Annotated in this window: 25 protein-coding genes; 17 read left to right on the forward strand and 8 right to left on the reverse strand. The window is 54.5% G+C overall.

Annotation, left to right across the window (positions count from 1 at the left end; all coding sequences use genetic code 11):
- Window positions 1-18 precede the first annotated feature (18 nt).
- The 4 genes from OGX67_RS10760 (at window position 19) to OGX67_RS10775 (ending at window position 6,877) form a co-directional block, all read left to right on the forward strand.
- Window positions 19-3,285, forward strand: a complete 3,267-nt coding sequence (locus tag OGX67_RS10760) for a DUF5107 domain-containing protein (RefSeq protein WP_257651559.1) — start codon at window positions 19-21, stop codon at window positions 3,283-3,285.
- A 73-nt stretch (window positions 3,286-3,358) separates the two neighbouring features.
- On the forward strand, window positions 3,359-4,798 hold the full coding sequence (locus tag OGX67_RS10765) for a sugar porter family MFS transporter (RefSeq protein ID WP_071697615.1): 1,440 nt from the start codon (window positions 3,359-3,361) through the stop codon (window positions 4,796-4,798).
- Window positions 4,798-5,640, forward strand: coding sequence for an aldose 1-epimerase (locus OGX67_RS10770; protein ID WP_257651558.1), 843 nt, complete (start codon window positions 4,798-4,800; stop codon window positions 5,638-5,640). Before OGX67_RS10765 ends, OGX67_RS10770 begins: the two co-directional genes overlap by 1 nt.
- Before the next feature lie 88 nt (window positions 5,641-5,728).
- A complete protein-coding gene (locus OGX67_RS10775; RefSeq protein ID WP_003037650.1) occupies window positions 5,729-6,877 on the forward strand; it encodes a 3-phenylpropionate MFS transporter in 1,149 nt (382 codons plus the stop codon).
- Here OGX67_RS10775 and csiE read toward each other — a convergent pair.
- From csiE to OGX67_RS10810, 7 genes are all read right to left on the reverse strand, one after another.
- Window positions 6,872-8,149 (reverse strand): stationary phase inducible protein CsiE, encoded by a 1,278-nt coding sequence (gene csiE, locus OGX67_RS10780; protein WP_003037652.1) that lies wholly within the window; start codon window positions 8,147-8,149, stop codon window positions 6,872-6,874. The genes OGX67_RS10775 and csiE overlap by 6 nt on opposite strands.
- 323 nt (window positions 8,150-8,472) lie before the next feature.
- Complete coding sequence (locus OGX67_RS10785) at window positions 8,473-9,072, reverse strand: KpsF/GutQ family sugar-phosphate isomerase (protein ID WP_044701989.1); 600 nt, start codon at window positions 9,070-9,072, stop codon at window positions 8,473-8,475.
- Window positions 9,069-10,706, reverse strand: a complete 1,638-nt coding sequence (locus tag OGX67_RS10790) for an FGGY-family carbohydrate kinase (RefSeq protein WP_003847100.1) — start codon at window positions 10,704-10,706, stop codon at window positions 9,069-9,071. The genes OGX67_RS10785 and OGX67_RS10790 overlap by 4 nt, the downstream gene beginning before the upstream one ends.
- 17 nt (window positions 10,707-10,723) lie before the next feature.
- Entirely contained in the window at window positions 10,724-11,677 is a 954-nt protein-coding gene (locus tag OGX67_RS10795) for an ABC transporter permease (RefSeq protein ID WP_003037658.1), read from the reverse strand.
- A 1-nt stretch (window position 11,678) separates the two neighbouring features.
- Window positions 11,679-12,668, reverse strand: a complete 990-nt coding sequence (locus OGX67_RS10800; protein ID WP_003037661.1) for an ABC transporter permease — start codon at window positions 12,666-12,668, stop codon at window positions 11,679-11,681.
- On the reverse strand, window positions 12,661-14,169 hold the full coding sequence (locus OGX67_RS10805; RefSeq protein WP_016150762.1) for a sugar ABC transporter ATP-binding protein: 1,509 nt from the start codon (window positions 14,167-14,169) through the stop codon (window positions 12,661-12,663). Before OGX67_RS10805 ends, OGX67_RS10800 begins: the two co-directional genes overlap by 8 nt.
- A gap of 104 nt (window positions 14,170-14,273) precedes the next feature.
- Window positions 14,274-15,257 carry an autoinducer 2 ABC transporter substrate-binding protein gene (locus OGX67_RS10810; RefSeq protein ID WP_003037665.1) on the reverse strand — a complete coding sequence of 328 codons (984 nt, stop codon included), beginning with the start codon at window positions 15,255-15,257 and terminating at the stop codon, window positions 14,274-14,276.
- Between the two features lie 420 nt (window positions 15,258-15,677).
- On the opposite strand from OGX67_RS10810, the gene OGX67_RS10815 reads away from it, so the two are divergent.
- Both OGX67_RS10815 and OGX67_RS10820 read left to right on the forward strand, forming a co-directional pair.
- Window positions 15,678-16,316 carry a DUF1007 family protein gene (locus OGX67_RS10815; RefSeq protein ID WP_286526477.1) on the forward strand — a complete coding sequence of 213 codons (639 nt, stop codon included), beginning with the start codon at window positions 15,678-15,680 and terminating at the stop codon, window positions 16,314-16,316.
- Window positions 16,307-17,287 (forward strand): nickel/cobalt transporter, encoded by a 981-nt coding sequence (locus tag OGX67_RS10820; RefSeq protein WP_257651556.1) that lies wholly within the window; start codon window positions 16,307-16,309, stop codon window positions 17,285-17,287. Before OGX67_RS10815 ends, OGX67_RS10820 begins: the two co-directional genes overlap by 10 nt.
- Window positions 17,288-17,359: 72 nt before the next feature.
- On the opposite strand, the gene suhB is transcribed toward OGX67_RS10820, so the two are convergent.
- Complete coding sequence (suhB, locus tag OGX67_RS10825) at window positions 17,360-18,163, reverse strand: inositol-1-monophosphatase (protein WP_003037670.1); 804 nt, start codon at window positions 18,161-18,163, stop codon at window positions 17,360-17,362.
- A gap of 118 nt (window positions 18,164-18,281) precedes the next feature.
- Here suhB and trmJ point away from each other — a divergent pair, with 118 nt between their 5' ends.
- From trmJ to sseB, 11 genes are all read left to right on the forward strand, one after another.
- The gene (trmJ, locus tag OGX67_RS10830) at window positions 18,282-19,013 is read left to right on the forward strand and encodes a tRNA (cytosine(32)/uridine(32)-2'-O)-methyltransferase TrmJ (protein ID WP_003838431.1); all 732 of its coding nucleotides are present in this window, start codon (window positions 18,282-18,284) and stop codon (window positions 19,011-19,013) included.
- Window positions 19,014-19,186: 173 nt separating this feature from the next.
- A complete protein-coding gene (iscR, locus tag OGX67_RS10835) occupies window positions 19,187-19,678 on the forward strand; it encodes a Fe-S cluster assembly transcriptional regulator IscR (RefSeq protein ID WP_257651555.1) in 492 nt (163 codons plus the stop codon).
- 112 nt (window positions 19,679-19,790) lie between these two features.
- On the forward strand, window positions 19,791-21,005 hold the full coding sequence (gene iscS, locus OGX67_RS10840; RefSeq protein WP_003037677.1) for a cysteine desulfurase: 1,215 nt from the start codon (window positions 19,791-19,793) through the stop codon (window positions 21,003-21,005).
- A 25-nt stretch (window positions 21,006-21,030) separates the two neighbouring features.
- Window positions 21,031-21,417: a Fe-S cluster assembly scaffold IscU gene (gene iscU / locus OGX67_RS10845; RefSeq protein WP_002913991.1), complete on the forward strand. Its 387-nt coding sequence runs from the start codon at window positions 21,031-21,033 to the stop codon at window positions 21,415-21,417.
- Between the two features lie 20 nt (window positions 21,418-21,437).
- Window positions 21,438-21,761 carry an iron-sulfur cluster assembly protein IscA gene (iscA, locus tag OGX67_RS10850; protein WP_003037681.1) on the forward strand — a complete coding sequence of 108 codons (324 nt, stop codon included), beginning with the start codon at window positions 21,438-21,440 and terminating at the stop codon, window positions 21,759-21,761.
- 108 nt (window positions 21,762-21,869) lie between these two features.
- Window positions 21,870-22,385, forward strand: a complete 516-nt coding sequence (gene hscB, locus OGX67_RS10855; protein ID WP_257651554.1) for a co-chaperone HscB — start codon at window positions 21,870-21,872, stop codon at window positions 22,383-22,385.
- Window positions 22,386-22,400: 15 nt separating this feature from the next.
- Window positions 22,401-24,251, forward strand: coding sequence for a Fe-S protein assembly chaperone HscA (gene hscA, locus OGX67_RS10860; RefSeq protein WP_286526480.1), 1,851 nt, complete (start codon window positions 22,401-22,403; stop codon window positions 24,249-24,251).
- A gap of 1 nt (window position 24,252) precedes the next feature.
- Window positions 24,253-24,588, forward strand: coding sequence for an ISC system 2Fe-2S type ferredoxin (fdx, locus tag OGX67_RS10865; RefSeq protein ID WP_003037690.1), 336 nt, complete (start codon window positions 24,253-24,255; stop codon window positions 24,586-24,588).
- An 11-nt stretch (window positions 24,589-24,599) separates the two neighbouring features.
- A complete protein-coding gene (iscX, locus tag OGX67_RS10870) occupies window positions 24,600-24,800 on the forward strand; it encodes a Fe-S cluster assembly protein IscX (RefSeq protein ID WP_003037694.1) in 201 nt (66 codons plus the stop codon).
- A gap of 61 nt (window positions 24,801-24,861) precedes the next feature.
- Complete coding sequence (gene pepB / locus OGX67_RS10875; protein ID WP_286526481.1) at window positions 24,862-26,145, forward strand: aminopeptidase PepB; 1,284 nt, start codon at window positions 24,862-24,864, stop codon at window positions 26,143-26,145.
- 70 nt (window positions 26,146-26,215) lie between these two features.
- Entirely contained in the window at window positions 26,216-26,992 is a 777-nt protein-coding gene (gene sseB / locus OGX67_RS10880; RefSeq protein WP_032937889.1) for an enhanced serine sensitivity protein SseB, read from the forward strand.
- The last annotated feature ends 2 nt before the right edge of the window (window positions 26,993-26,994 follow it).

Raw genomic sequence — 26,994 nt, forward strand, 5'->3', positions numbered from 1 at the left:
TATTGAGTGGAGAGCGGCATGTACGGTTCAGTTAAAGTCTGGCAAGAAACGATAACCCTCCCAACGTGGACGGCGGGTGAAGAAGATGCCAACCCAATGTTTCTGGAAAAGCGGGTTTACCAGGGATCTTCTGGCGCGGTGTATCCGTATGGCGTGATTGATACGCTGACCGGCAAACGTGAAATGCGCGACTATCAGGCGGTGTGGATGGAGAATGACTTCATTCGCGTCATGCTGTTGCCGGAGTTAGGCGGGCGTATTCATCGAGCGTATGACAAAGTACAGCAACGCGATTTTGTCTACTACAACGAAGTGGTGAAGCCCGCTCTGGTTGGTTTGCTTGGACCGTGGATCTCTGGTGGCATTGAATTTAACTGGCCGCAGCATCATCGCCCAACCACTTTTATGCCAGTCGATTTTACGCAGCAGCAGGGTGAGCATGGCGAATATACCGTATGGATGGGTGAGGTAGAACCTATGCGCGGTTTACAGGTGATGACCGGATTTACGCTGTATCCGGATCGCGCCCTGATCGAGATAACCGGGAAGGTGTTTAACGGTAACGCTACGCCACGCCATTTTTTATGGTGGGCGAATCCAGCGGTGAAGGGCGGCGACGATCACCAGAGCGTGTTTCCGCCGGATGTGACCGCAGTATTTGACCACGGTAAGCGTGATGTTTCTGCGTTTCCTATCGCCACCGGCACATACTATAAAGTGGACTACTCGGCTGGCGTGGATATCTCGCGCTACAAAAACGTGCCGGTACCGACCTCCTACATGGCTGAAAAATCAGATTATGATTTTGTTGGCGCATGGCATCACGGTGAGCGAGGCGGGCTGCTACATGTGGCTGACCACCACGTTTCGCCAGGGAAAAAACAGTGGACCTGGGGCTATGGCGACTTTGGCGTTGCCTGGGATCGTAACCTTACCGATGACAACGGTCCTTATATTGAACTGATGACCGGGGTCTTTACCGACAACCAGCCGGATTTCACCTGGCTTGCGCCGTACGAAGAGAAAGTCTTCGTACAAAACTTCCTGCCCTACAGCGAACTGGGCATGGTGCAAAACGCCAGTACGCAGTTGGCGCTTCGTCTGGTACGTGAGAGTAACCAGCTTTCTGTGGGCGTTTATGCGATTGCGCCGCTGCACGACGTGCAGATTACGCTTTCTGCCGATGGACAACCGTTCTATGAGCATACGCTGACCCTGGAGCCCGGACAAAGCTGGCTGGCTGATGTGTCTGACGATAACCATGCGCGGGTAACGATGACTGTCACTGGCGCCGATGGCACTACGCTTTTGCAGTACGAAGAGCACATCGCGCAAGAGTTACCACTGCCATCGGCGGCCGTCGCGCCAGCGCTGCCAGAAGCGCTTTCTAATACCGATGAACTCTATTTTATTGGTCAGCATCTGGAGCAGTACAACCATGCCAGCCGCTATGCCGAAGATTATTATCGCCGCGCGCTGGACGTTGATCCGCTGGACTACCGCAATAATGTGGCCCTGGGGACGCTGGCGCTAAACCGCGCCGACTGGGCGCTGGCGGCACAATGTGCCGGCAAGGCGCTGGAGCGGGCGCATAAGCTCAATAAAAATCCGCGTGATGGCGAGGCGAGTATGCTGCTGGCCGCCGCACAGGAACGTCAGGGCGATGATGACAGCGCGTGGGATAATTATTATAAGGCCAGCTGGAGCGGCAACTGCCGGGATGCGGCTTTCTGGTCGTTAGCGCGTCTGGCGATGAAGCGTCAGGACTACGCTGGCGCATTGGAAAAGGTGGAGCAGAGCCTGCTCTTTAACGGCAGTAATAACCTGGCCATGGGGCTGAAAGCGCTGGCGCTGGCAAAGCTTGATCGCAATGCGCAAGCGCTGGACTACATTCGCCAACAGCTGGTGGATTATCCGCTGAGCTATACCCTGCACTATGCGCGCTGGGCTATCTGCCAGGACGAGGCGACAGCGCTTGCGCTGATCTCGATTACCGGGCGTCGCGGGACCAACGCGTGTGAACTGGCAGGCTGGCTGACCTCTTTGGGGCAAAAGGATGCTGCCCGTGGCGTGCTGGAACTGCTCGACAGCCAGGAAACGCTGCCGATGCTGTGGCGCGCCTCGCTGAGCGATAATCCACAACCCTTCATTGAACGTGCTCGTGAGTGTCTGCAAAACCGCGTGCGTTTCCCCAATACGCTGGATGAAGTGCAGATGCTGCAAACTCTTGAGCAAAGCGCTTTTGCCCGCTATTTACTCGGCTGTTTCTGGTACAGCAAACGGCGTTATGCCGAGGCGGTTTCCTGCTGGCAGTTCACGCTTGCGCAGGAAGCGGATTTCGCTCCGGCGCATCGTTTACTGGGGATTTACGCCTGGAACAAACTGCAAGATGCGCAGCAGGCGAAACAGTATCTGTCGCAAGCCGTGGCGCTGGAGCCGCAAAATGCCCGCTTCCTGTTTGAACTCGACTATCTCAACAAGCTGATGGCACAACCGGTTGAACAGCGCCTGCAGCGGCTGGAAGCCAGTAAAGAGATTGTCTTCCTGCGTGATGATCTGACGGTGGAACTGCTCAGCTTGTGGAATGGGTTGGGGCGCTATGACGATGCCGCCGCAGTATTACGTGAGCGGGTGTTCCATCCGTGGGAAGGCGGTGAAGGTAAAGCCACCGGGCAATATCTGCTTAATCAATTACATCGCGCGCTGGCTGCCGTGCAGTCCGGCGACCCGCAAACTGCTATTACGCAACTGCAACAGGCGCTGCACTATCCGCAAAACCTTGGGGAAGGCCGTTTGCCAGGGCAAACGGATAACGACATCTGGTATTTGCTTGGGTATTGCGCGCAGCTGCAAGGCCATTTCGAAGAATCTCAGCGCTACTTCTCCCGTGCGACGCGCGGCGGAAGCACACTGGATGCCGGACGTTACTACAACGACCAGCCAGTGGACTATCTCTTCTGGCAGGGTATGGCGCAGAGAAAACTTGGCGATGATGCAGAGGCGGACGCTCTGTTCAATAGCTTCCTGCAATGGGTTGAGTCGCATCACGACAACGTGCCGGATGTCGATTTCTTTGCCGTATCGCTACCCGACCTGGTGGTGCTGGATACCTCAGCACAAGCAAAACACCAGCAACACTGCCTGTTTATCAATGCGCTCGGGCATCTGGGGCTAGGAAATAGCGCCGCCTGTCAGCGTGAACTTGATGAACTCCTGCAACTCAATCCGGCACATGACAAGGCATTACTGCTGCGTCACGCCATTAACGTAAGGCTTTTCCAGTAACACCCGAAACGGGTGGGGGATAACCTCACCCGAAACCTACTGTACCCTGCGTTTCCCTGAAAGAGGAATCATAATGAATAACGCGCAGACACATTTAAAGATTGGTTACGTCTGGACTATCTGCCTGGTTGCGGCCTGCGGAGGTTTACTGTTTGGCTATGACTGGGTGGTGATCGGCGGGGCAAAACCCTTCTATGAAGCATATTTCTCGATTACCGATCCGGCGCAATCCGGCTGGGCGATGAGTTCCGCGCTGGTTGGTTGTATCTTTGGCGCGCTGATTTCCGGCTGGTGCGCCGATAAATTTGGCCGAAAAATGCCGCTGATTCTTTCAGCGATCCTCTTTAGCGCTTCTGCATGGGGAACTGCCGTCGCCAGTAACTTCGATATGTTTATTGTCTATCGCATTGTGGGTGGTGTGGGGATTGGTCTGGCGTCTGCGTTAAGTCCGCTGTATATCGCCGAGGTCAGCCCGGCGGAAAAGCGAGGTCGCTTTGTTGCCGTTAACCAGCTCACCATCGTCATTGGCGTGCTGGCGGCGCAGCTTATCAACCTGATGATTGCCGAACCTGTTGCCACAGGCGCTACGCAGCAGGCAATTGTTGAAAGCTGGAACGGTCAGACAGGCTGGCGCTGGATGTTTGGTGCTGAATTAGTGCCTGCGGTAATTTTCCTGGTGCTGATGTTCTTTGTACCTGAATCGCCGCGCTGGCTGGTGAAAGCGGGCAAAGCAGATCGTGCGCATGCCATGCTGCAGCGCATTGGTTCGGCGGAATATGCCGGGCAAACGCTGAAAGAGATTGAACATACGCTGCAAAAAGATAATCACAAGGTCGCGTGGTCAACGCTGTTACAACCGCAGATCAAACCGATCGTGATTATTGGCATGGTGCTGGCAGTGTTCCAGCAGTGGTGTGGGATCAACGTTATTTTCAACTATGCGCAGGAGATCTTCGCCTCTGCCGGATTCGACATCAACGGTACGTTAAAATCGATCGTGGCGACAGGGATCATCAATCTGGTCTTTACCCTTGCCGCTCTGCCGTTAGTGGACAAAATTGGCCGTCGTAAACTGATGCTGTTCGGCGCGTCAGGATTGACGGTTATCTACGTACTGATTGCCGGGGCGTACGGGTTGGGCATTATGGGCTGGCCGGTTCTGGTTCTGGTGCTGGCGGCAATCGCGATTTATGCTCTGACGCTGGCGCCGGTGACCTGGGTGCTGCTATCAGAAATTTTTCCCAACCGCGTGCGCGGGCTGGCAATGTCGCTGGGGACGCTGGCGCTGTGGATTGCTTGTTTCCTGCTGACCTATACCTTCCCGCTGCTCAATGCGAGTCTGGGCGCGTCGGGAAGCTTCCTGCTGTACGGTGTGATTTGCGCGATGGGCTTCATCTATGTTCTGCGTAATGTACCGGAAACCAAAGGCGTGACGCTGGAAGCGCTGGAAGAACAGCTGGCGGCGCAGCATACAAAAGTTGGTGCATCAACCCAACCGCGAAGCGCCCGCTAATGGATGGTCTGCTGACGCTACAAAACGCACATCTGCGGATGTGCGTCGATCCGCAGGGCGGTTCTCTATTAAGCCTGGTTTCGTTACAACATCAACAGGCCATTTTACGCGAAGGTCATGGTCAGCGGCCTGGTGATTGCGGCCTGTTCCCGATGCTGCCGGTCGCGAATCGGGTGGCGGGAAATCGTTTTATGCTGCGCGGTGAAGAGGTGGTTTTACCTCAGCATGGCGCAGACGACACTTTCTTCCTGCACGGTGACGGCTGGCTGCAACGCTGGCAGATTATTACCGCTACCCAAAGCGGCTGTTTGCTGCAGTTGCGCAGTTGGCACCCCTGCGGCTACGACTATACGGCGCGGCTTTGTTATCAACTGGAAACCTCAAGCCTGCACGCCTCGTTGACGCTCACTCATTGCGGTGAACAGCCAATGATCTATGGCTGCGGGTTCCATCCGTTTTTCGCCTTTGATAAGCGCAGCACGGCGCAGTTCACCGCCGGCGGTTACTGGCCGGAGGGGGAACAGCATCTGCCGCTGGAATGGCAACGCGATATCCCTTCAGCGGCGGATTTCATGCATGCGCAATACGGTGAGGATAGCTGGCTGAATGTCGGATATTCTGGCTGGAGCGGGCGGGCCGTTATTCAGCGGGATGTGATGAGAGTCACGATTTTAGCGCAAACTCCGTGGTTGATGCTGTTCAGAATGTCGGGTGAGGAGTTCCTGTGCCTGGAGCCGCAAACGCATCCGGTGAATGCCCACAACATGCAGGGGCAGCCGGGATTGCAGGTTTTAGCGCAGGGAGAACGCTGCCATTTTGCGATGCAAATTAGCGTCGAATAGGGCAAAAATCATGTTATCTGCCTGTTAATGCTCTCTTGCGCCAGCCTGCGTTTGTCGCCAGACTATCGCCTCCAAACGGGAGGGATTCATGGCTTTGCATTCCACGCGCTGGCTGGCGCTCGGTTATTTCACCTACTTCTTTAGCTACGGTATCTTTCTGCCTTTCTGGAGCGTCTGGCTCGAAGGGTTAGGGCTGACGCCGGAAACCATCGGTTTACTGTTGGGCGCGGGGCTGATTGCCCGTTTTCTCGGTAGCTTGCTGATTGCACCGCGTGTGAGCGATCCCTCTCGGCTGATCTCTGCGTTACGTATTCTGGCCTTATTGACGTTGGTGTTTGCGCTGGCCTTCTGGGCGGGGACCAACGTGGCGTGGTTGATGGTGGTGATGGTCGGCTTTAACCTGTTTTTCTCACCGCTGGTGCCGCTGACCGACGCACTGGCCAACACTTGGCAAAAACAGATAACCATGGATTACGGTCGGGTGCGACTGTGGGGATCCGTGGCCTTTGTGATCGGCTCTGCGTTGACCGGCAAACTGGTGAGCCTGTTCGACTATCGGGTGATCCTGGTCCTGTTATCGCTTGGCGCCGCCTCAATGCTGCTGGGCATGATGATTCGCCCGAGCGTGCAGCCAGCGGGTGAAAACCGTCAGCAGGAGAGCGCAGGATGGCCCGCCTGGCGCGCGCTAATAACCCAAAGCTGGCGCTTTCTGGCCTGCGTGAGTCTGCTGCAGGGCGCGCATGCAGCTTATTACGGTTTCAGCGCCATTTACTGGCAGTCTGCCGGGTATTCCGCTTCGGCGGTGGGCTATTTATGGTCATTAGGCGTGGTGGCGGAAGTGATTATTTTTGCGCTCAGCCACAAGCTGTTCCGCCGCTTTAGCGCTCGCGATCTTCTGCTGCTTTCCGCCGTTTGCGGCGTGGCGCGTTGGGGTCTGATGGGCTGGAGCACAGAGCTGCCATGGCTGATTGTGGTGCAAATCCTGCATTGCGGAACGTTTACCGTCTGCCACCTGGCGGCGATGCGTTACATTGCTGCGCGACAGGGCAGTGAAGTGATTCGTCTGCAGGCGGTATATTCTGCGGTGGCGATGGGCGGCAGTATCGCCATCATGACCGTTTTCGCCGGCTATCTGTACCAGAACCTGGGCAGCGGCGTATTCTGGGTGATGGCGCTGGTGGCGCTACCAGCTATCGTTCTGCGCCCGAAAGTGGTGGCGCAGCCTGCGACGTTATGATTCAAGGATTTTGCGGATTTGCTGCTGCTGGTGAGACGTAAGCGCCAGATCCGCATGAATCAGCGGGGGAGAAAACAGCGGTAGCGGCGTGGTGTACGGTGTAATAATCAGCGTTACGCCACGCGGCGCTCCCTCTTTTTGAAAGTCCTGCATCGGCATATGTTTTACGTTGAGCGGCAGCAGCGTCAGTTCGCGCAGCTGTTGCTCTATATGCGCTTCAAGTTGTTCGTTACTACCGGTCAGCAGGATAATCTGCTTTTCGTGCAAATCCTTCTCCTGCATCAGCCAGGCGCCGAAAATAACGGCGACCAGGCCGATCTCTTCTTCTGAAAACTGGACATCGTATTCCGCTTCAAAGCCGTGAATCGCCTCGCGGGTAGTTCGAACCAGCCGGGGATAAAGTCGGCTGAACTCCTCCGGTAGCGTGTTATCAATGCCGATGGCAAATACGCTGCGGTTCAGTGCCTGGGCCAGGTGGATATACAACTGGTCATTCAGCCCTTGCTCGTCGCTGAAGCGCACGTTGCCATACTCGCGAAAACGCAACACCAGCCGCGCAATAGCAAGGCGCAGGCGGCGATCCTGCTGGTGATTATCGCGGATCGGGTCGGGGATGCGGATCATTGAGAATAACAACGCCATAAACAGCGATTCGCCCAGCGGCGCACTTTGCATGACGTGGCGCTGCCAGTGGCGGCCAATTTCCTCGGCGAGCGGATACTCCGCGCAGGATTGCGCCCACCGTTGCTGGAGTGGATTAAACTCCGGGGTGATCCCCGCGTGGTGCTGTAGCAGACAATATTGTAAATACAAGCGCAGGAACTGGATGTCACGACACTCAAACGGCTTCTGTAAGCGCCGGGAGCACAGATTGATGAGCGCATGCAGATTGGTGTCGTCATACAGAGTACGTGCGATACCTTGTTGTTTAAGAGCAATTTTTAAAGTGGGCGTGAAATGCTGAGCGATAAAAGTAGGGCAAATCCGCAGGCCTCGGCGCAGCCACTGCAACAGACACAGACGCTGATTTAGCGGGGTTCCTTCGATCGCATAGCCACCATTCTGCGCGGTGGCTATCGTGAGCCGGTGATAGCGCTGGATTTCGAGCCCTGCGCCAATAATATCTTCCTGAACCGTGGCATCATCGACACCGTTGAGGCTGCTGAAGGTTTGTGTAGTCGCGATTTGCCCCGGCAGGAAAAGCGTTAGCAGAACCTGGCAACGGCGCTGGGGAGCGGAAAGTACAGATGGCGGAGCAAGCGTTGACATCATCTGTAGGGTCTCCCGTAAGTATGTTTGATAAGAATAGCTAAAGTTTGCTCATAGATTTGAGGAATGGAATGCTTTCCACCAGGAATGCTGGAGAGCGTCACAGAATTTTTAACGTGCGGAACAGATAGCGGGAGTGGAACGCAGCGCGTTAATCCGTTTTTTCACTGTTTTATCTTTTTGTTGAGATATAAAAAATGCCAGAGGGGGGAATGCTGGCGGAGGGAGGTATGAAAATGCTATCTCAGAGAAGTGAAAAACCTAAAGTGAACGTAGCAATACGACGGAGGCAACAGATTCATTACCTCCGTAACAGCTGTCTGGCGTTACTTCTCACGACTCAGCGTTAATCCCACATCGCCGCCCGGATGTACCGCCAGCAGCGTTTCCTTTGAGTATCCGCTCTCGCTCATCAGACAGGCACAGGCGGCGTCAAAGATAGCCAGCACCAGTAAAATAGAGGTGGTAGCCAACATGTTCAGCGGATCGGCCTCGCGCTGTACACCGGTGGAAATCACTAGCCTCGAGGCTTTAGCAATGGCCGAATCGGCGTTTTCAGTCACGCTCAGGATGGGCACATTCCTCGCAGCCAACCCGGGCAGCAGCCGGGTGAGCTCGTCCGAATTCCCCCCGCGTGACAGCATAATCACCAGGTCGTCGGAGCGTAAAAAACCGAGATCGCCATGCGCTGCGTCCGTCGCGTTGAGGTAAATCGCCGGACGTTCCACGCAAGCCAGCATATGTGCGACTTTACGCGCTGCAATGCCAGAGGTACCGACGCCGGTGACGACGATTTTGCCCTGACAACCGCGCAGCTCCGCCATCAGCGACTGCCAGACAGGTTCAGTCAGATGCTGCCCCAGACCCGCCAGGGCATCGCTATAGAGCTGGAATACGCCGCTGGCCTGAGACCAGGAGTTACTCATGCGTCCTCCTGCATCAACTGGCGGTATTTCATATGATCCTGATACATCTCGTGGAATACCCGATATTTGCGATCGTAGTACTGCTTAATGCGATTAGTCTGCGGGGTAACCGTTTTACCAATCCGGCTCATCGCTGACATTGCTTCCGGGAAGGTATCGAACACGCCTGCGGCGATAGTTCCCATCATGGCGCCACCCAGCAGCATGGCTTCGCTCTCTTCAGGCAGCAGCATCGCACAGCCGGTGGCGTTGGCATGCTCCTGAACGAAGATCGGGTTTTTCGTCCCGCCGCCGCTGGCCATAATGGTATCGATGGTGTAGCCGCTTTGATTCATCGTTTCAATGATATGACGGGTTCCCAGTGCAATGGCCTGGATGGTCGCGAGGTACTGTAACGCCATATCTTCCGGCGTGCGCGACAGCTTCAGTCCAGTGATAGCGCCTGTGAGCGTTGGGTTGGCGCGCGGTGAACGGTTGCCGTGGAAATAGGGCAGGATGTGCATATCGCGGGTTAAAAATGCGATATCTTCCGGCTCACCGGCCATTTTACGCAGCAGCGCATTCAACACTTCATAAATGGTCTGCCCTTGAGATTTCGCCTGGGTCAACAAGGTTTCGTAACAAGGATGCGACTGAATAACGTGGTCGATTAACGCCCCAGTTGCCGACTGCCCACCTTCGTTAAGCCAGTATTCTGGCAGCACTGCTGAGTAGTAAGGACCCCAAACGCCGCCGATAAAACGCGGCTCTTTGGAAATCGCCATGTGTCCGGTAGAGGTGCCGCCAATCAGCGCGACGCGGCGATCGAAATCCGCCACCTCGCCGGAAACACCGCTCGCGCCGAGCGTGCCGAGCGTACCGGCGTGGGCATCGATGATCGAGACGCTGACAGCGGTCCCCGGAATCAGCCCCATTTCGCTGGCGGCCCGCGCAGAAAGACCATGACCGAGCGGTTCGCCCATGGTTTTCACGTAGCGACCAATTTTGGCGGCATCATGTTCCAGCAAGTCTTCCAGCCCAATCTGGCGGAAATAGCTGGCATCCCATTTGTCTTCATGGCCCATATAGGTCCATTTACACACCGTCGAGCACAGTGAGCGTGTGTCATCGCCCGTTGCGCGCCAGGTCAGGAAATCGGGCAGGTCAAAGTAGTATCCCGCATTGGCCCAGGTGTTGGGCATATGTTGCTTCAACCACAGCAGTTTGGGCGTTTGCATTTCCGGGGAGATAATACCGCCAACGTAGTCCAGCACCCGATGATGCAGGGCGTTAATGCGCTCAGCCTGAGTAATGGCGCGGTGATCCATCCACACAATGATATTCTGTTCGCTGCGCCCGGACGGGCTAATGGTCAGCGGTTTACCTTCTTTATCCAACACCACCAGTGAACAGGTCGCGTCAAAGCCCAGACCTTTCACCTGGATAGGGTTGATATCCGACTGGTTAATCGCATCGCGAACCGCGTTACACACCGCCTGCCAGATGTTATCGGAAGACTGCTCAACAAAATCGGCCTGCGGACGGTAAATCTCGATGGCCCGACTGGCCTGGCCGACCATTCTGCCGTTGAGATCAAACACGCCAGCACGGGCGCTTCCGGTTCCGACATCCACACCAATAAAGTAACTTGCCATAATTTTTTCTCCTGAAATCAGGCTTTACGATTCTGTAATGCGATAAAGAGGATCAGCACCGCGCCCCACAGCGCCATCGTCAGATAGCTGCTGACCCCCAGCAAGTTAAGGCCGCTTTCCAGCATTTGCAGCACAATCAGCGCCAGTACCAGGCCGATAATGCGTCCGAAGCCGCCATCCGGATTGATGCCACCGAGTACGGAGGCAAGGATGGTGACCAGCAGGTAGGACTCACCGTATCCGGCTTTTGCCGAGTTGAATTTCGCCATCATCAGAATGGCGGCGACCCAGCCGAGCAGGGCTGAAATCACGTACACGGAAATTTGTACCCGTACGGTATTCACACCACTGTAGCGGGTAGCCTGTTCATTGGAGCCGACGAGATAAAGACTGCGCCCCAGCGTGGTGTGCTCCAGCAGTACCCATAGCAGGATTGCCACCAGGAAAAAGAGCAACAGCGCCACCGGAATACCCGCAATCGTGGCGTTGCCAAGGTACTGAATGGCGGTCGGGAAACCCGAAATCACCGTCCCGTTGGAGAGCAGAATATTCAGCCCGGAGATAAGTGTCATCGTGCCGAGGGTGGCGAGAATCGGTGAGACGCCGACCCAGGCAATCAGCGCGCCGTTGAGCGTACCGATAGCCACCGCCACGGCAGCCCCTGCCAGCAGCGCCAGCACCAGAAACAGCGGGTTATCCGGATGGGTAACGATAATCGCTGCCATTACCAGCGAGCAGGCGTTCGCCCCGGCAATAATTGACAGGTTAATGCCGCCGGTCAGCATGGTCATACCCATCCCGAGGGCCAGCATGCCGAGGATCGGTAACTGTGAGCCTATCGACTGGAAGTTAGCGACGCTAAAAAAACGGCTGCCAAGCAGGGCTGAGAAAACCAGGGCGACGACCACAATAATCACGCATTGCAGACGAATGATGGCATCACCGGGTAAAAATCTGGCGATTGTTTTCATCTCAAAGCTCCCTTGCCAGTTTGCGTTTTTCGTTCCAGGCCGTGGCACTGATGCTGACCAGGATAATGGCGCCGCTGAATACGGTGTGCCAGTAAGAGGAGACGCTGAGTAGCGTCAGACCATTTTGTAAGAAGGCGAGCAAGACAACGCCGAGCAGGGTTCCGGTCAACGTACCGCGCCCGCCGCTCATGCTGGTTCCGCCGAGCACGACCGCCGCCAGCACCGTCAGCTCAAAGCCGAGCAGCGAATTGGGTGCAACTGACTGGGTGATTTGCGCCTGAACCACGGCGGCAACACCTGCCAGAATGCCCATATAGCCATAGACGTAGAAATGCAGTTTCAGCAGATTCAGCCCCAGGCGTGAGGCCGCGTCGCGGTTGCCGCCCATGGCGTAAACCTGACGGCCAAGACGGGTATAGTTCATCAGCACTGCGGTAAAGACGATCACCGCCGCCAGGCACAGCAGGGGCAGGGTCAGGCCGTAGTCGTAGCCATCTGCCGCGGTGAAGGAGAACCAGTTAATGCCGTTCATAAACCAGTCAGGGAAACCGTACAGCCAGGTGCCTTTGGTGGCGTAAACCAGAAGGCCGTAGTAGACGTTCAGCGTGGCGATGGTAATGATGATTGCCGGAACGCGCAGCCAGTAGACCAGGAAGCCATTAATGAGCCCAAGCAGCAGGCCCACCGCAATCGCAATGGTTAACGCCAGTGCGAAGTTGCCGCCGTGGCCGATCACCCAACTGGCCATCGCATACTGGGCAATCGCGGTCATCGCCGGAAAGGAGATATCGATCCCACCGGAAATCAGCACCACAAACAACCCGCAGGCAAGAATGCCGAGAATCGCGTAGCTGGTGGCCACATCTGTCAGATTGCCGAGCGAGAGGAACTCATCGGTGCTGACACTTAGCCCAACCGCGAGCGCTACGACCAGCAGGCCCAGCCAGAATTCATGTTGTCCGATTAAACGGGACAGATGCATCTTATTCATTGATTACCTCGACCACTTCAGCAATCTCCTCTTCACGGCAGTGATGAGGATTAAATTCCGCCACCAGTCTGCCGCGACGCATCACCAGCACGCGGTGGCTGTTGTAATATGCTTCCGGAATTTCATCGCAAATCATCAGCACCGCCATACCTTGTTCCGCCAAATCGCGGGCTATCTGGTAAATGCCCTCTTTGTTGGCGATATCCACGCCGACGGTAGGCGAGTCGAGGATCAGGATGCGGGGATTGGTCGCCACCCATTTGGCAATGGCGATACGCTGGGCATTGCCGCCGGAAAGCGTTTTGACCGGCAGGTGCGGATCGGACACTTTGATATTCAGTTCGCGGATTAAATCGGCGACCAGCTTTTGCGCTTTACGATGATCGAGCAAGCCGCTACCGGTGTGCAGTTGATCAAACACCGTGACGATGGTGTTGTCGTAAATCGACTGCTCCATGATCAGCCCCTGCGTCAGGCGATCTTCTGAGACGTAGCCGATCCCGTGCTTAATGGCGTCGTGGTTATTACGAAGCGTGACCGGCTGACCGTTAATACGCATCTCGCCGCTTTCCGGGTGCGTCATGCCAAACAGGCTCAAACAAAGCTCGGTACGCCCGGCGCCCAACAGGCCGACAATCGAGACAATCTCGCCGCCATGCAGCGACAGATTAATGTTCTGGTATTTGCCTCTGCGGCTGAGGTTGCGCAGCTCCAGCAGGGGTTCTCGATCGTCGAATGATTTCTCCGGCAGCGGGCTGTAGTGGAAGCGTTGTCCGGTCATCAGGAAAGCCAGCTCGTGACTGTCCAGTTCGCTGGCAGGATATGTACCCACCAGTTTGCCGTCGCGCATGACGCTGATACGGTCTGCCACTTCCATTACTTCATCCAGACGATGGCTGACAAACACCACGCAAATGCCGGCCGCTTTCAGTTCGTTAACCACCTTCAGCAGGCCATTGACCTCCTGGCGGGTTAGCGAGGCGGTGGGCTCGTCCATAATCACCAGACGCGCATCTGCGGCAATTGCCCGGCAAATAGCGACCAACTGTCGGTCGGCAATCGAGAGTTTTTCTACTTTTTTATCGGGATCGATATTCACTCCGATACGTTTCATGGCTGCCAGCGCCTGCTGTTTCATAGCACCACGACGCACCCAGATATCACCGCCTGGCAGATAGCGGTTGACCGCGATATTTTCTGCGACGCTAAAGTTGGGGAACAACGACAGATCCTGATAAATAACCTGAATGCCATAATGGGAAGAGAGCTGCGGCGTCAGGTGATGGAACAATTTTCCGTCGAGTAAAATCTGCGCGCCTTTTTCCGGGTGATAAACCCCGGAGATCACTTTAATAATGGTACTTTTACCACAGCCGTTTTGACCCGCCAGACAGTGAACTTCGCCTTTTCTCAGCGTCAGATTCACGTTATCCAGCGCCAGCACGCCCGGGAATTGTTTGCTGATATTCTCAAGAGTGATAAATGCGGTGGTGTCTGCCATGGACAATACCCCTGCGAGCGCCCTGACGGACGCTGAGTGTTAGTTTGGTTGATAGCGCCGACCAGACGGTCGGCGTTATGGTTTCCCTGGTGTTGGCAAAAGCCTTAGAAACCGAGTGATTGTGCGTTGTCTTTGGTGACTTCGAGGATCTTGTTAAAGCGGATCACTTTCTTCTCCGTGTCGATATCGGCTTTCCCTAAACCGTCGATACTCAGATCTGCATTGACTTCTTTGCCCTGCAACAGCTGATCGGCAACCGTTACCAGCGCATAGCCCGCATCTTTTGGATCCCACAGCAGCGCTTTTTTGATATCTCCACGCATCAGGTAAGGCGCAGCCTGCGCTGGCATGGCGATCCCGACAACGGCAATTTTATCTTTGGCGCGTTTTTTCTGCACAGCCTGACCCGCACCAATTGGACCCAGTGAGCCGAAGCCGATAATGCCCTTCATCTGCGGATAGGTTTTCATCAGATCCAGCGTGGTGGCGTAAGATTTATCAATGCTTTCCGCGACCGGCAGGCGGGAAGTGACCTCGAACATTTCCGGATATTTTTCTTTCTGGTACTTAATTGCATAATCCGCCCACGCGTTATGCAGTGGGACCGTCAGCGAACCAACATAGATTGCATACCCGCCTTTGCCGCCCATATTTTTCGCTAACTCATCGACGTTGGCTTGTGCGTATTTTTCACTATCGATGGTTTCGATATCCCACTGACCGATTTGCTCGTCCGGGGATTCGTGCGTCAGGACCACAATGCCTTTATCGCGCGCTTTTTTCAGTACCGGCTCAAGAACCTTGGCATCGTTTGGTACCACGATGATTGCGTTGACGTTTTTGGCGATCAGATCCTCAATCACTTTGACCTGCTGTGCCGGGTCCGGCGTAGACGGACCGGTCTGGTAAGCGTTCACATCCAGTTTTTTTGCTGCTTCGTTAACACCGGTTTCCATGCGGTTAAACCAGGGAATACCAGTGACTTTGGCAACCACAGCAATTTCATATTTTTCCGCCGCAAAGGACGTGCCGGACAACATGCATGCAGAAACCAGGGTTGCACTGAGTAATGCGAGTTTGAATTTCATAGTTGTACCTTTCGTAGGGGGCAGGACATGTCACGGCGTGAAGTTAACAACGAATGGAAGAGGGAATGAATCATAAGTTTGGAGAATGTGATATATGCCCATTATTGTTAATTTATGGAAATGAATTGGTTAATAATTGGTTAAATTAACATGATTTTAGATTCAGACATTCAAATTAAGTGTTAATAAAACATTAAAATAAAACTTTTAATTAACATTTTGTTATCATTTAACTTAAGATTTAACGCCGAAAAGGTGTTTGGGTGGAATTTCCCGAAGAAGAAATTATCGAAATTGAGAACTGAATCGATACCGGAAAAGGGTGCTCAACTTTTTTTCGTTCAATGATATCCTCGGCACACTTGCGCCAAATACGGCATCATTATTTGTGGCGGTGTTGATTTTTATCGTGGAGAACTCATGCAAGGCGTTAAACGTATCTTTATGACGTTGTTTCTCGCTGTCCTGTCTTTTGGCGCAGGTGCGCATCCCCACAGCTTTATTCATCTGAAAACCGAAGTTGTGAGCGAAAATGATCGGTTCGTCGCGCTAAAAATGCGCTGGACGATGGATGAAATCACGTCGGCGGATCTGCTTTACGACGCGGGGGATGCTAAACCTGGTGATGAAATTTGGAAAAAACTGGCGGCGGAAATGATGGCCAACGTTCTCGGGCAGCACTATTTCACCGAAGTGTGGCACGATGGGAAAAAGGTAAAGTTTAAAAACAGACCGACGGAATATGGCATGGCGCGTGAAGAACACCAGGCGGTGCTGACGTTCGTTCTGCCGCTGGCCGAAGCTCAACCACTGAGCGGTCAAAAATATACTATTTCAACCTTCGATCCGACCTACTACGTCGATATGAGCTATGACAAAGACAGCGACGCCCGGCTTTCGCAGACCATAAGCCAGCAATGCCATATTTCAATGCATACGCCGACGCCGAATGAAAACATGTTGAGTTTTGCGCAGTCGCTGGATAAAGAAGACGCTCCGCCGGAGGATATGGAGTTGGGTAAACAGTTTGCACAGACGGTGACGCTGCAATGTCAGTAGTTTATCAACAACGCGCAGCCAGACGCCGTTGGCTCACGCTATGGCCACTGGCGGTCTTTTTGTTGCTGGCGACAGGCGGGGTGCTGTGGTTGTGGCAGGCCTGGCCTCAGGTAATGATGCAAACTGTTGTCTGGCAGCGCGATGTTAACCAGCAGATGAGCGGGTTGCTGAAAGCGGTTGCCGCGAACCCCACACGTGCGGGCGGATCTCTGCTGTTGTTTAGCTTTATATATGGGGTATTGCACGCATTGGGGCCGGGGCACGGCAAAATCGTCATCACGACCTGGCTGGCGACGCATCCGTCGAAGCTCAAGTCGAGCATTGGGCTGACGCTGGCGTCTTCCCTATTGCAGGGGCTGGTGGCAATAGGACTGGTGGTTGTAGTGCTCACGGTGCTGCAACTGCCTGCCCGACAGCTGCATATGAGCAGTTTCTGGCTGGAGAAAGGAAGTTATGCGCTGGTTGGCGTGTTGGGCGTTTTATTGTGTGTCCGTGCGCTGAAGAAATTGCGCCAGCTGCTGATGCGCCCGAAATTCACCGCCTTTACGCCGCGCCATGTGCATCACGAGGGCTGCGGCTGCGGGCATCAGCATTTGCCCAAGCCGGAACAACTGCAAAGCGGCGATGACTGGCGCGCCCGGTTGATGATTATTCTCTCTATGGGCATGCGTCCCTGCTCTGGCGCAATTATGGTGCTGCTGTTCAGTAAAGTGGTTGGCGTCTTTAGCTGGGGTATGGCGTCGGCGTTGGCGATGGCGGCAGGAACCTCTTTGACGATTACGTCACTGGCTTTGCTGGTACATAGCTTTCGCTCATTGGCGGTGAAAATTAGCGGGCATAAAGCGCCGGTGCTGTGGCGACAGATTGGCTGGACGACGCTGGCGTTAGCTGGTGGTGCGGTGCTTATTGTTGCTGCGGTAGTGATGTGGATGAGCGCGGTGCCGGTAGGGCGAGGGATAAGACCGTTTTAGGTTAGTGAGCGGAATGGTATGACTTGTAGGCCGGATAAGACGCGAAAGCGTCGCATCCGGCACCACAGCAGATTAACGCTTCAGCGCATCGCTCAGTTCGTCACGCATGTTAGCCAGCATGGCTTTAACAACGCGCGGGTTACCTGCAACGATGTTGCCGGTTGCCAGGTAGTTATGACCACCGGTGAAGTCGCAAACCAGTGCGCCAGCTTCACGCGCAATCAGCTCACCTGCTGCGAAATCCCATGGTTTCAGACCGATTTCGAAGTAACCGTCAACGCGCGCAGCGGCAACGTAAGCCAGATCCAGCGCAGCAGAACCTGTGCGGCGGAAGTCAGCGCACTCGGTAAACATTTTGCCAAGAATTTTCATGTAAGAAGCGGCGTGCTGCTTCGCTTTGAACGGGAAACCGGTGGCGATGATGGTGCCGTCCAGATCGCGGGCGGTGCTGCCACGCAGACGATAACCGTTCAGCTGTGCGCCCTGGCCGCGAGTGGCGGTGAACAGTTCGTTACGCATTGGATCGTAAACAACGGCGACTTCAGTACGGCCTTTAATGCGTACTGCGATAGATACCGCGAAGTGCGGCAGACGTTTTACGAAGTTGGTAGTACCATCCAGTGGATCGATAACCCATTGAACATCCTGATCTTCACCTGCGTGCTCACCGCTTTCTTCGGTGATGATGGTGTGCTGTGGGTAAGATTTGCGAATAGTTTCGATAATAATCGCTTCGGCGGCTTTATCGACGTTAGTCACGAAATCATTGCTGCCTTTCTGGCTGGTTTCTACAGAGTCTGGGGTTTCGTAGTGTTTGGCAATTACATTACCCGCCTTGCGCGCTGCGCGCACGGCGATGGTCAGCATCGGATGCATCGGTCTCTCTCACTGGATGTTAAAGAACGGGAAAACGGCGCAGAGTATAGCAGCGAGTTCGGAATATGTCTTCGTTTTATGATAATATGCCCGAATAATCTTTAGCCGAAGAAATACAATGCTGCAAAATATTCGAATCGTGCTGGTGGAAACCTCTCACACTGGCAACATGGGCTCTGTAGCCCGCGCAATGAAAACCATGGGTTTAACCAATCTGTGGCTGGTAAATCCACTGGTTAAACCGGACTCTCAGGCCATCGCTCTGGCGGCAGGTGCGAGTGATGTAATCGGCAGCGCGCAGATCGTCGATACTCTTGATGAAGCGTTGGCAGGTTGCAGCCTGGTAGTTGGCACCAGCGCGCGCTCCCGTACGCTACCGTGGCCGATGCTGGATCCGCGTGAATGCGGTTTAAAAAGCGTCTCTGAAGCGACGAATTCGCCGGTGGCGCTGGTGTTTGGCCGTGAACGTGTTGGCCTGACGAATGAAGAACTGCAGAAGTGCCATTACCACGTCGCTATTGCCGCGAACCCGGAATACAGTTCGCTGAACCTGGCGATGGCGGTGCAGGTCATCTCTTATGAAGTGCGCATGGCCTGGCTGGCAACGCAGGAAAGCGAGAAGACCGCAGAATACGAAGAAGCTGAGTATCCGCTGGTCGATGATTTAGAGCGTTTTTACGGTCATCTGGAACAAACGCTGCTGTCGACCGGGTTTATCCGCGAAGGGCATCCGGGACAGGTGATGAATAAGCTGCGCCGTCTGTTTACGCGTGCGCGTCCTGAGAGCCAGGAGCTGAACATTTTGCGCGGAATTTTAGCTTCAATTGAGCAACAGAATAAAGGCAAGTAAACGTAACGCCTCCGGCAAGTAAAAATGGCACTGAAGGTTAAATACCTGACTAAATTAGTCAAGTAAATAGTTGACTGATTTAGTCGGGAATGTCAGACTTGCCCCTGCTATGCAATACCCCCATTTTACAATAAAAAACCCCGGGCAGGGGCGAGTTTGAGGCTAAGTAAGACATGAGACTGACATCAAAAGGGCGTTATGCCGTGACCGCAATGTTGGACGTTGCGCTCAACTCCGAAACGGGCCCGGTACCGTTGGCTGATATTTCTGAACGTCAGGGAATTTCCCTGTCATATCTGGAGCAGCTGTTTTCCCGTTTGCGTAAAAACGGTCTGGTTTCCAGCGTACGTGGACCAGGCGGCGGGTATCTGCTGGGTAAAGATGCCGGCAGCATCGCAGTAGGTGAAGTAATCAGCGCTGTGGACGAGTCTGTAGATGCGACCCGTTGCCAGGGCAAAGGCGGTTGTCAGGGCGGCGATAAATGCCTGACCCACGCGCTGTGGCGCGATTTGAGCGATCGTCTGACCGGTTTCCTCAACAACATTACGTTGGGCGAACTGGTAAATAATCAGGAAGTTCTGGATGTGTCTGATCGCCAGCATACCCATGACGCTCCACGCACTAATCGTGCTCAAGACGCGATCGACGTTAAGTTACGCGCATAATAAAAGTATTTTAGAATCAGGCCGGGGTGTTACACACCCCGTTAACACGGTCGTACATCCAGCCGGTTGCCTGATTCCTTGCATTGAAGCGATGTACGGAGTTTATAGAGCAATGAAATTACCGATCTATCTCGACTACTCCGCAACCACGCCGGTGGACCCGCGTGTTGCCGAGAAAATGATGCAGTGTCTGACCCTGGACGGAAACTTTGGTAACCCAGCGTCTCGTTCACACCGTTTCGGCTGGCAGGCTGAAGAGGCGGTAGATATCGCCCGTAACCAGATTGCTGACCTCGTGGGCGCTGACCCGCGTGAAATCGTCTTTACTTCCGGTGCGACTGAATCCGATAACCTGGCGATTAAAGGTGCAGCCAACTTTTATCAGAAAAAAGGCAAGCACATCATCACCAGCAAAACCGAACACAAAGCCGTGCTGGACACCTGTCGTCAGCTGGAGCGCGAAGGGTTTGAAGTCACCTACCTCGCCCCGCAGCGTAACGGCATTATCGACCTGAAAGAACTTGAAGCGGCAATGCGTGACGACACCATCCTCGTGTCCATCATGCACGTGAATAACGAAATCGGCGTGGTGCAGGATATCGCGACTATCGGCGAAATGTGCCGTGCGCGCGGCATCATCTATCACGTTGATGCGACCCAGAGCGTGGGCAAACTGCCTATCGATCTGAGCCAACTGAAAGTTGATCTGATGTCCTTCTCCGGCCACAAAATCTATGGTCCGAAAGGTATCGGTGCGCTGTACGTGCGTCGTAAACCGCGTATTCGTATTGAAGCGCAGATGCACGGCGGCGGTCACGAGCGCGGTATGCGTTCCGGTACGCTGCCTGTGCACCAGATCGTCGGCATGGGTGAAGCCTACCGCATTGCCAAAGAAGAGATGGAAACCGAGATGGCGCGCCTGCGCAGTCTGCGTAACCGTCTGTGGGACGGCGTGAAAGATATGGAAGAAGTGTATCTTAACGGCGATCTCGAGCAGGGTGCACCGAACATTCTCAACGTTAGCTTCAACTATGTTGAAGGCGAATCGCTGATTATGGCGCTGAAAGATCTGGCTGTATCCTCCGGTTCTGCATGTACTTCTGCAAGCCTGGAGCCATCCTACGTGCTGCGCGCGCTGGGGATGACCGACGAGCTGGCACATAGCTCAATTCGTTTCTCTTTAGGTCGTTTCACTACCGAAGAAGAGATTGACTACGCCATTAATCTGGTTCGCAACTCCATCGGCCGCCTGCGTGACCTTTCTCCGCTGTGGGAAATGTTCAAACAGGGCGTGGATCTGAACAGCATTGAATGGTCACATCACTAATCGGTACCGATAAGGAGAATTCAGCATGGCTTACAGCGAAAAAGTAATCGATCATTACGAGAATCCACGTAACGTGGGTTCTTTTGACAACAGCGACGAGAACGTGGGCAGCGGCATGGTGGGTGCACCGGCCTGTGGCGACGTGATGAAGTTGCAGATCAAAGTCAACAATGAGGGTATCATTGAAGACGCGCGTTTCAAGACTTACGGCTGCGGTTCCGCTATTGCTTCCAGCTCTCTGGTTACCGAATGGGTAAAAGGGAAATCTCTGGACGAAGCACAGGCGATTAAAAACACCGATATCGCCGACGAGCTTGAACTGCCACCGGTGAAAATTCACTGCTCTATTCTGGCTGAAGACGCGATTAAAGCCGCGATTGCGGATTACAAAAGCAAACGTGAAGCAAAATAATTAAGAGTTGAGGTTTTATTATGTCGATTACCTTAAGCGACAGTGCAGCAGCGCGTGTAAATACCTTCCTGGCAAACCGCGGTAAAGGGTTTGGTCTGCGTCTGGGCGTGAGAACCTCCGGCTGCTCAGGTATGGCCTATGTACTGGAATTTGTTGACGAGCCGGCGGCTGAAGATACCGTGTTTGAAGACAAAGGCGTTAAAGTTGTGGTCGACGGTAAGAGCCTGCAATTCCTCGACGGTACGCAGTTAGACTTCGTCAAAGAAGGTCTGAACGAAGGGTTTAAGTTTACTAACCCGAACGTGAAAGACGAATGTGGATGCGGCGAAAGCTTCCACGTGTAACGCGCTTACCGATAACCCCACCGTGGTCGCCTGCGCGTGGGGTTTGTTTTACCTGACTCTCTGGTTTTGCTCCCGTGAACAACAGAGAATCGATGCCCTGAGAATGTTATGGACTACTTCACCCTCTTTGGCTTACCGGCCCGTTATCAGCTCGATACTCAGGCGCTGAGCCTACGTTTTCAGGATCTACAACGTCAGTATCATCCTGATAAATTTGCCAGCGGTTCCCAGGCGGAACAACTTGCTGCGGTTTCGCAGTCCGCCACTATCAACCAGGCCTGGCAAACGCTGCGTCATCCTTTGATGCGCGCCGAATACATATTGTCTTTACACGGCTTTGACATCCGTAGCGAGCAGCACACGGTGCGCGATACCGCGTTTCTGATGGAACAACTGGAGCTGCGGGAAGAGCTGGACGAAATTGAACAGGCAAAAGACAGTCAACGTTTAGATGCGTTTATGCAACGCGTCAGCGAAATGTATAACGTTCGTCATCAACTGATGGTGGAACAGCTGGATAGCGAGACGTGGGACGCAGCGGCAGATACCGTGCGTAAGCTGCGTTTTCTCGATAAACTGCGAAGCAGTGCAGAACAACTCGAAGAAAAACTGCTCGATTTTTAATTTCCGGAAGCGAAAATGGCCTTATTACAAATTAGTGAGCCTGGTCTGAGCGCCGCGCCGCACCAGCGTCGTCTGGCGGTAGGTATCGATTTAGGCACCACCAACTCCCTGGTTGCGACCGTACGCAGCGGCCAGGCCGAAACGTTGGCAGACCATGAAGGTCGCCACCTGTTGCCGTCAGTGGTTCACTATCAGCAGCAGGGTTATTCTGTCGGTTACGATGCCCGCGCCAATGCTGCGCTGGATACGGCAAACACCGTCAGTTCGGTAAAACGCATGATGGGCCGCTCTCTGGCGGATATCCAGGCGCGTTACCCGCATCTGCCATATACGTTCCAGGCAAGCGAAAACGGCTTGCCGATGATTGAAACCGCTGCCGGATTGCTTAATCCGGTGCGCGTCTCCGCGGATATTCTGAAAGCGCTGGCCGCGCGGGCAACCGAATCACTGTCCGGCGAACTGGATGGCGTGGTAATCACCGTTCCGGCTTACTTTGACGATGCACAGCGTCAGGGGACCAAAGACGCCGCGCGTCTGGCGGGCCTGCACGTATTGCGTCTGTTGAACGAACCGACCGCAGCTGCGATTGCCTATGGTCTGGACTCCGGTCAGGAAGGCGTGATCGCGGTCTACGATCTTGGCGGCGGTACTTTTGATATTTCTATTCTGCGCCTGAGCCGCGGCGTGTTTGAAGTGCTGGCGACCGGCGGTGATTCCGCGCTCGGCGGCGACGATTTTGACCATCTGCTGGCCGATTATATTCGCGAGCAGGCTGGCGTGGCCGATCGTAGCGATAACCGCGTACAGCGTGAACTGCTGGATGCCGCGATTGCCGCGAAAATCGCGCTTAGCGACGCTGATTCTGTAACGGTTAACGTGGCGGGATGGCAGGGTGAAATCACCCGTGAAACCTTTAATGAACTCATTTCCTCACTGGTCAAGCGTACGCTGCTGGCCTGCCGTCGCGCGCTGAAAGATGCGGGCGTGGAGCCGCAGGATGTGCTGGAAGTGGTGATGGTCGGTGGTTCAACTCGCGTGCCATTGGTGCGTGAACGCGTCGGTGAATTTTTTGGCCGTACGCCGCTGACTTCTATCGACCCGGACAAAGTGGTCGCTATTGGTGCGGCAATCCAGGCAGATATTCTGGTCGGAAATAAACCAGACAGCGAAATGCTGCTGCTGGACGTTATCCCGCTGTCCCTGGGACTGGAAACCATGGGCGGTCTGGTGGAGAAAGTGATCCCACGTAACACCACTATCCCGGTGGCGCGCGCGCAGGACTTTACCACCTTTAAAGATGGCCAAACCGCGATGTCCATTCACGTAATGCAAGGCGAGCGTGAGCTGGTGCAGGACTGCCGTTCACTGGCGCGTTTTGCGCTGCGCGGCATCCCGGCATTGCCAGCTGGCGGCGCACACATCCGCGTGACCTTCCAGGTGGATGCCGATGGCCTGCTGAGCGTCACCGCCATGGAAAAATCCACCGGCGTTGAGTCCTCAATTCAGGTCAAACCGTCCTACGGTCTGACCGACAGTGAAATCGCCTCCATGATTCAGGATTCGATGAGTTTTGCCGAGCAGGACGTTAAAGCCCGTATGCTGGCAGAACAGAAAGTCGAAGCGGCACGCGTACTGGAAAGTTTATCCGGTGCGTTGAACGCTGATGCCGCGCTGTTAAGCGCCGCAGAACGTCAGGCTATCGACACCGCCGCCGCGCATTTGAGCGAGGTTGCACAGGGTGACGATGTTGACGCGATAGAACAAGCCACTAAAAACGTAGACAAACAAACCCAGGAATTCGCCGCTCGCCGCATGGACAAGTCCGTCCGTAGCGCGCTGAAAGGCCATTCCGTGGACGAGGTTTAATATGCCAAAGATTGTTATTTTGCCTCATCAGGATCTCTGTCCCGATGGCGCAGTTCTGGAAGCTGAGACCGGCGAAACCATTCTTGACGTTGCCCTGCGTAACGGTATCGAGATTGAACACGCCTGTGAAAAATCCTGTGCCTGCACAACCTGCCACTGCATCGTACGTGAAGGTTTTGATTCTTTGCCGGAAAGCACAGAAGAAGAAGACGACATGCTGGATAAAGCCTGGGGACTGGAGCCGGAGAGCCGTTTAAGCTGTCAGGCACGTGTCACCGAGGACGATTTAGTGGTCGAAATCCCACGTTACACAATCAATCATGCACGTGAGCATTAACAGAGGGTAGTATGGGACTGAAGTGGACCGATAGCCGTGAAATCGGCGAGGCGCTGTACGACGCGTTCCCCGATCTCGACCCCAAGACCGTTCGTTTCACCGATCTGCACCAGTGGATCTGTGACCTGGAAGAGTTCGATGATGATCCTCAGGCATCGAACGAAAAAATCCTTGAGGCCATTTTGCTGGTCTGGCTGGACGAAGCCGAATAAGTCAACGGGCTGCCCACGGGTGGCCCGTTTTCCTGTATGCGCGAAAATAAGGATAAATAAAATGACAGAAGCCATGAAAATTACGCTTTCCACGCAACCCGCTGATGCCCGCTGGGGTGAAAAGGCGACATACAGCATTAATAATGATGGCATTACCCTGCACCTGAACGGAAAAGATGACCTCGGCCTTATCCAGCGCGCCGCCCGTAAAATTGACGGCCTGGGTATTAAACATGTCCAACTGGATGGTGAAGGCTGGGATACTGAACGTAGCTGGGCGTTCTGGCAGGGCTACAAAGGGCCAAAAGGCACCCGCAAAGTTGAGTGGGCCGCTCTGGATGAGGCGCAGCGCAAAGAGCTGGATAACCGCCTGAAAATTATTGACTGGGTGCGCGATACCATTAACGCCCCGGCAGAAGAGCTGGGCCCGGAACAGCTGGCGCAACGCGCAGTAGACCTGCTGTGCTCTGTTGCCTGCGATAACGTCTCTTACCGCATCACTAAAGGCGAAGATCTGCGCGAGCAGAACTACATGGGATTGCATACCGTAGGTCGTGGCTCCGAACGTCCTCCGGTGCTGCTGGCGCTGGATTACAATCCAACTGGCGATAAAGAAGCCCCGGTTTATGCCTGCCTGGTGGGTAAGGGAATTACTTTTGACTCCGGCGGTTACAGCATCAAGCAAAGCGCATTTATGGACTCGATGAAGTCTGATATGGGCGGCGCGGCAACGGTGATCGGCGCGCTGGCGTTCGCCATCACCCGTGGTCTGAACAAGCGCGTGAAGCTGTATCTGTGCTGCGCGGATAACCTGATTAGCGGCAACGCCTTTAAACTCGGCGATATTATTCACTATCGCAACGGTAAAAAAGTTGAAGTGATGAATACCGATGCCGAAGGGCGTCTGGTACTGGCCGATGGCCTGATCGACGCCAGCGCGCAAAAACCAGAATTGATCATTGATGCCGCCACGCTGACCGGCGCGGCGAAAACTGCGCTGGGCAACGATTACCATGCGCTGTTTAGCTTTGACGATCAACTGGCTGCCCGTCTGCTGGCAAGCGCGGCGCAAGAAAACGAGCCGTTCTGGCGTCTGCCGTTGGCAGAGTTCCACCGTAGCCAGCTGCCGTCTAACTTTGCCGAGCTGAATAATACCGGCAGTGCGGCCTATCCGGCGGGTGCTAGCACCGCGGCGGGTTTCCTGTCCCATTTCGTGGAAAACTATCAGCAAGGCTGGCTGCACATCGACTGCTCTGCAACCTATCGCAAAGCGCCAGTTGAGCAGTGGTCTGCGGGCGCAACTGGTCTGGGTGTGCGCACGATTGCAAATCTGCTGACCGCGTAATTTATGACTGTATGGCCGGATAGCGTTTTGCGCATTCGGCCTACACGTACTCATCCAATTTGTGGTTCTTATGTCTGAAACAAAAAACGAATTAGAAACCCTGCTTGAGCAAGCGGCGACAGAGCCTGCGCATCGTCCGGCATTTTTCCGTACTTTACTGGAGTCTACCGTCTGGGTGCCGGGTACTGCCGCAGAAGGCGAGGCGGTGGTTGAAGACAGCGCCCTCGACCTTCAGCACTGGGAAAAAGAAGACGGCACCACCGTGATCCCGTTCTTCACCTCCCTGGAAGCTCTGCAGCAGGCGGTTGAAGATGAGCAGGCATTTGTCGTCATGCCGGTGCGTACATTGTTTGAAATGACGCTCGGCGAAACGCTGTTTCTCAACGCGAAACTGCCGACCGGCAAAGAATTTATGCCGCGTGAAATCAGCCTGCTGATGGGGGAAGAGGGGAATCCGCTCAGCACCCAGGAAGTACTGGAAGGCGGTGAATCGCTGATCCTCTCTGAAGTCGCTGAACCTCCGGCGCAGATGATTGACTCGCTGACTACGCTGTTTAAAACCATTAAGCCGGTAAAACGCGCGTTTCTCTGCTCGATCAAAGAAAGTCCGGATGCCCAACCCAACCTGCTGATTGGCATTGAAGCCGATGGCGATATTGAAGAGATTATTCATGCCACGGGGAGTGTTGCAACGGATACGTTACCGGGTGATGAACCGATTGACATCTGCCAGGTGAGGAAAGGTGAGAAGGGCGTGAGCCACTTTATCACTGAGCATATCGCACCGTTCTACGAACGTCGCTGGGGCGGTTTCCTGCGCGACTTTAAACAGAATCGGATTATCTGAGT

This window comes from Citrobacter sp. Cf118 (assembly GCF_030334095.1).
Taxonomy (GTDB): Bacteria; Pseudomonadota; Gammaproteobacteria; order Enterobacterales; family Enterobacteriaceae; genus Citrobacter; species Citrobacter freundii.

Bases quoted from the DNA above. Each gene is read 5' to 3' on its own strand.
- OGX67_RS10760 (WP_257651559.1), top strand. From the start codon at position 19: ATGTACGGTTCAGTTAAAGTCTGGCAAGAAACGATAACCCTCCCAACG.
- OGX67_RS10765 (WP_071697615.1), top strand. From the start codon at position 3,359: ATGAATAACGCGCAGACACATTTAAAGATTGGTTACGTCTGGACTATC.
- OGX67_RS10770 (WP_257651558.1), top strand. From the start codon at position 4,798: ATGGATGGTCTGCTGACGCTACAAAACGCACATCTGCGGATGTGCGTC.
- OGX67_RS10775 (WP_003037650.1), top strand. From the start codon at position 5,729: ATGGCTTTGCATTCCACGCGCTGGCTGGCGCTCGGTTATTTCACCTAC.
- csiE (WP_003037652.1), bottom strand. From the start codon at position 8,149: ATGATGTCAACGCTTGCTCCGCCATCTGTACTTTCCGCTCCCCAGCGC.
- OGX67_RS10785 (WP_044701989.1), bottom strand. From the start codon at position 9,072: ATGAGTAACTCCTGGTCTCAGGCCAGCGGCGTATTCCAGCTCTATAGC.
- OGX67_RS10790 (WP_003847100.1), bottom strand. From the start codon at position 10,706: ATGGCAAGTTACTTTATTGGTGTGGATGTCGGAACCGGAAGCGCCCGT.
- OGX67_RS10795 (WP_003037658.1), bottom strand. From the start codon at position 11,677: ATGAAAACAATCGCCAGATTTTTACCCGGTGATGCCATCATTCGTCTG.
- OGX67_RS10800 (WP_003037661.1), bottom strand. From the start codon at position 12,668: ATGAATAAGATGCATCTGTCCCGTTTAATCGGACAACATGAATTCTGG.
- OGX67_RS10805 (WP_016150762.1), bottom strand. From the start codon at position 14,169: ATGGCAGACACCACCGCATTTATCACTCTTGAGAATATCAGCAAACAA.
- OGX67_RS10810 (WP_003037665.1), bottom strand. From the start codon at position 15,257: ATGAAATTCAAACTCGCATTACTCAGTGCAACCCTGGTTTCTGCATGC.
- OGX67_RS10815 (WP_286526477.1), top strand. From the start codon at position 15,678: ATGCAAGGCGTTAAACGTATCTTTATGACGTTGTTTCTCGCTGTCCTG.
- OGX67_RS10820 (WP_257651556.1), top strand. From the start codon at position 16,307: ATGTCAGTAGTTTATCAACAACGCGCAGCCAGACGCCGTTGGCTCACG.
- suhB (WP_003037670.1), bottom strand. From the start codon at position 18,163: ATGCATCCGATGCTGACCATCGCCGTGCGCGCAGCGCGCAAGGCGGGT.
- trmJ (WP_003838431.1), top strand. From the start codon at position 18,282: ATGCTGCAAAATATTCGAATCGTGCTGGTGGAAACCTCTCACACTGGC.
- iscR (WP_257651555.1), top strand. From the start codon at position 19,187: ATGAGACTGACATCAAAAGGGCGTTATGCCGTGACCGCAATGTTGGAC.
- iscS (WP_003037677.1), top strand. From the start codon at position 19,791: ATGAAATTACCGATCTATCTCGACTACTCCGCAACCACGCCGGTGGAC.
- iscU (WP_002913991.1), top strand. From the start codon at position 21,031: ATGGCTTACAGCGAAAAAGTAATCGATCATTACGAGAATCCACGTAAC.
- iscA (WP_003037681.1), top strand. From the start codon at position 21,438: ATGTCGATTACCTTAAGCGACAGTGCAGCAGCGCGTGTAAATACCTTC.
- hscB (WP_257651554.1), top strand. From the start codon at position 21,870: ATGGACTACTTCACCCTCTTTGGCTTACCGGCCCGTTATCAGCTCGAT.
- hscA (WP_286526480.1), top strand. From the start codon at position 22,401: ATGGCCTTATTACAAATTAGTGAGCCTGGTCTGAGCGCCGCGCCGCAC.
- fdx (WP_003037690.1), top strand. From the start codon at position 24,253: ATGCCAAAGATTGTTATTTTGCCTCATCAGGATCTCTGTCCCGATGGC.
- iscX (WP_003037694.1), top strand. From the start codon at position 24,600: ATGGGACTGAAGTGGACCGATAGCCGTGAAATCGGCGAGGCGCTGTAC.
- pepB (WP_286526481.1), top strand. From the start codon at position 24,862: ATGACAGAAGCCATGAAAATTACGCTTTCCACGCAACCCGCTGATGCC.
- sseB (WP_032937889.1), top strand. From the start codon at position 26,216: ATGTCTGAAACAAAAAACGAATTAGAAACCCTGCTTGAGCAAGCGGCG.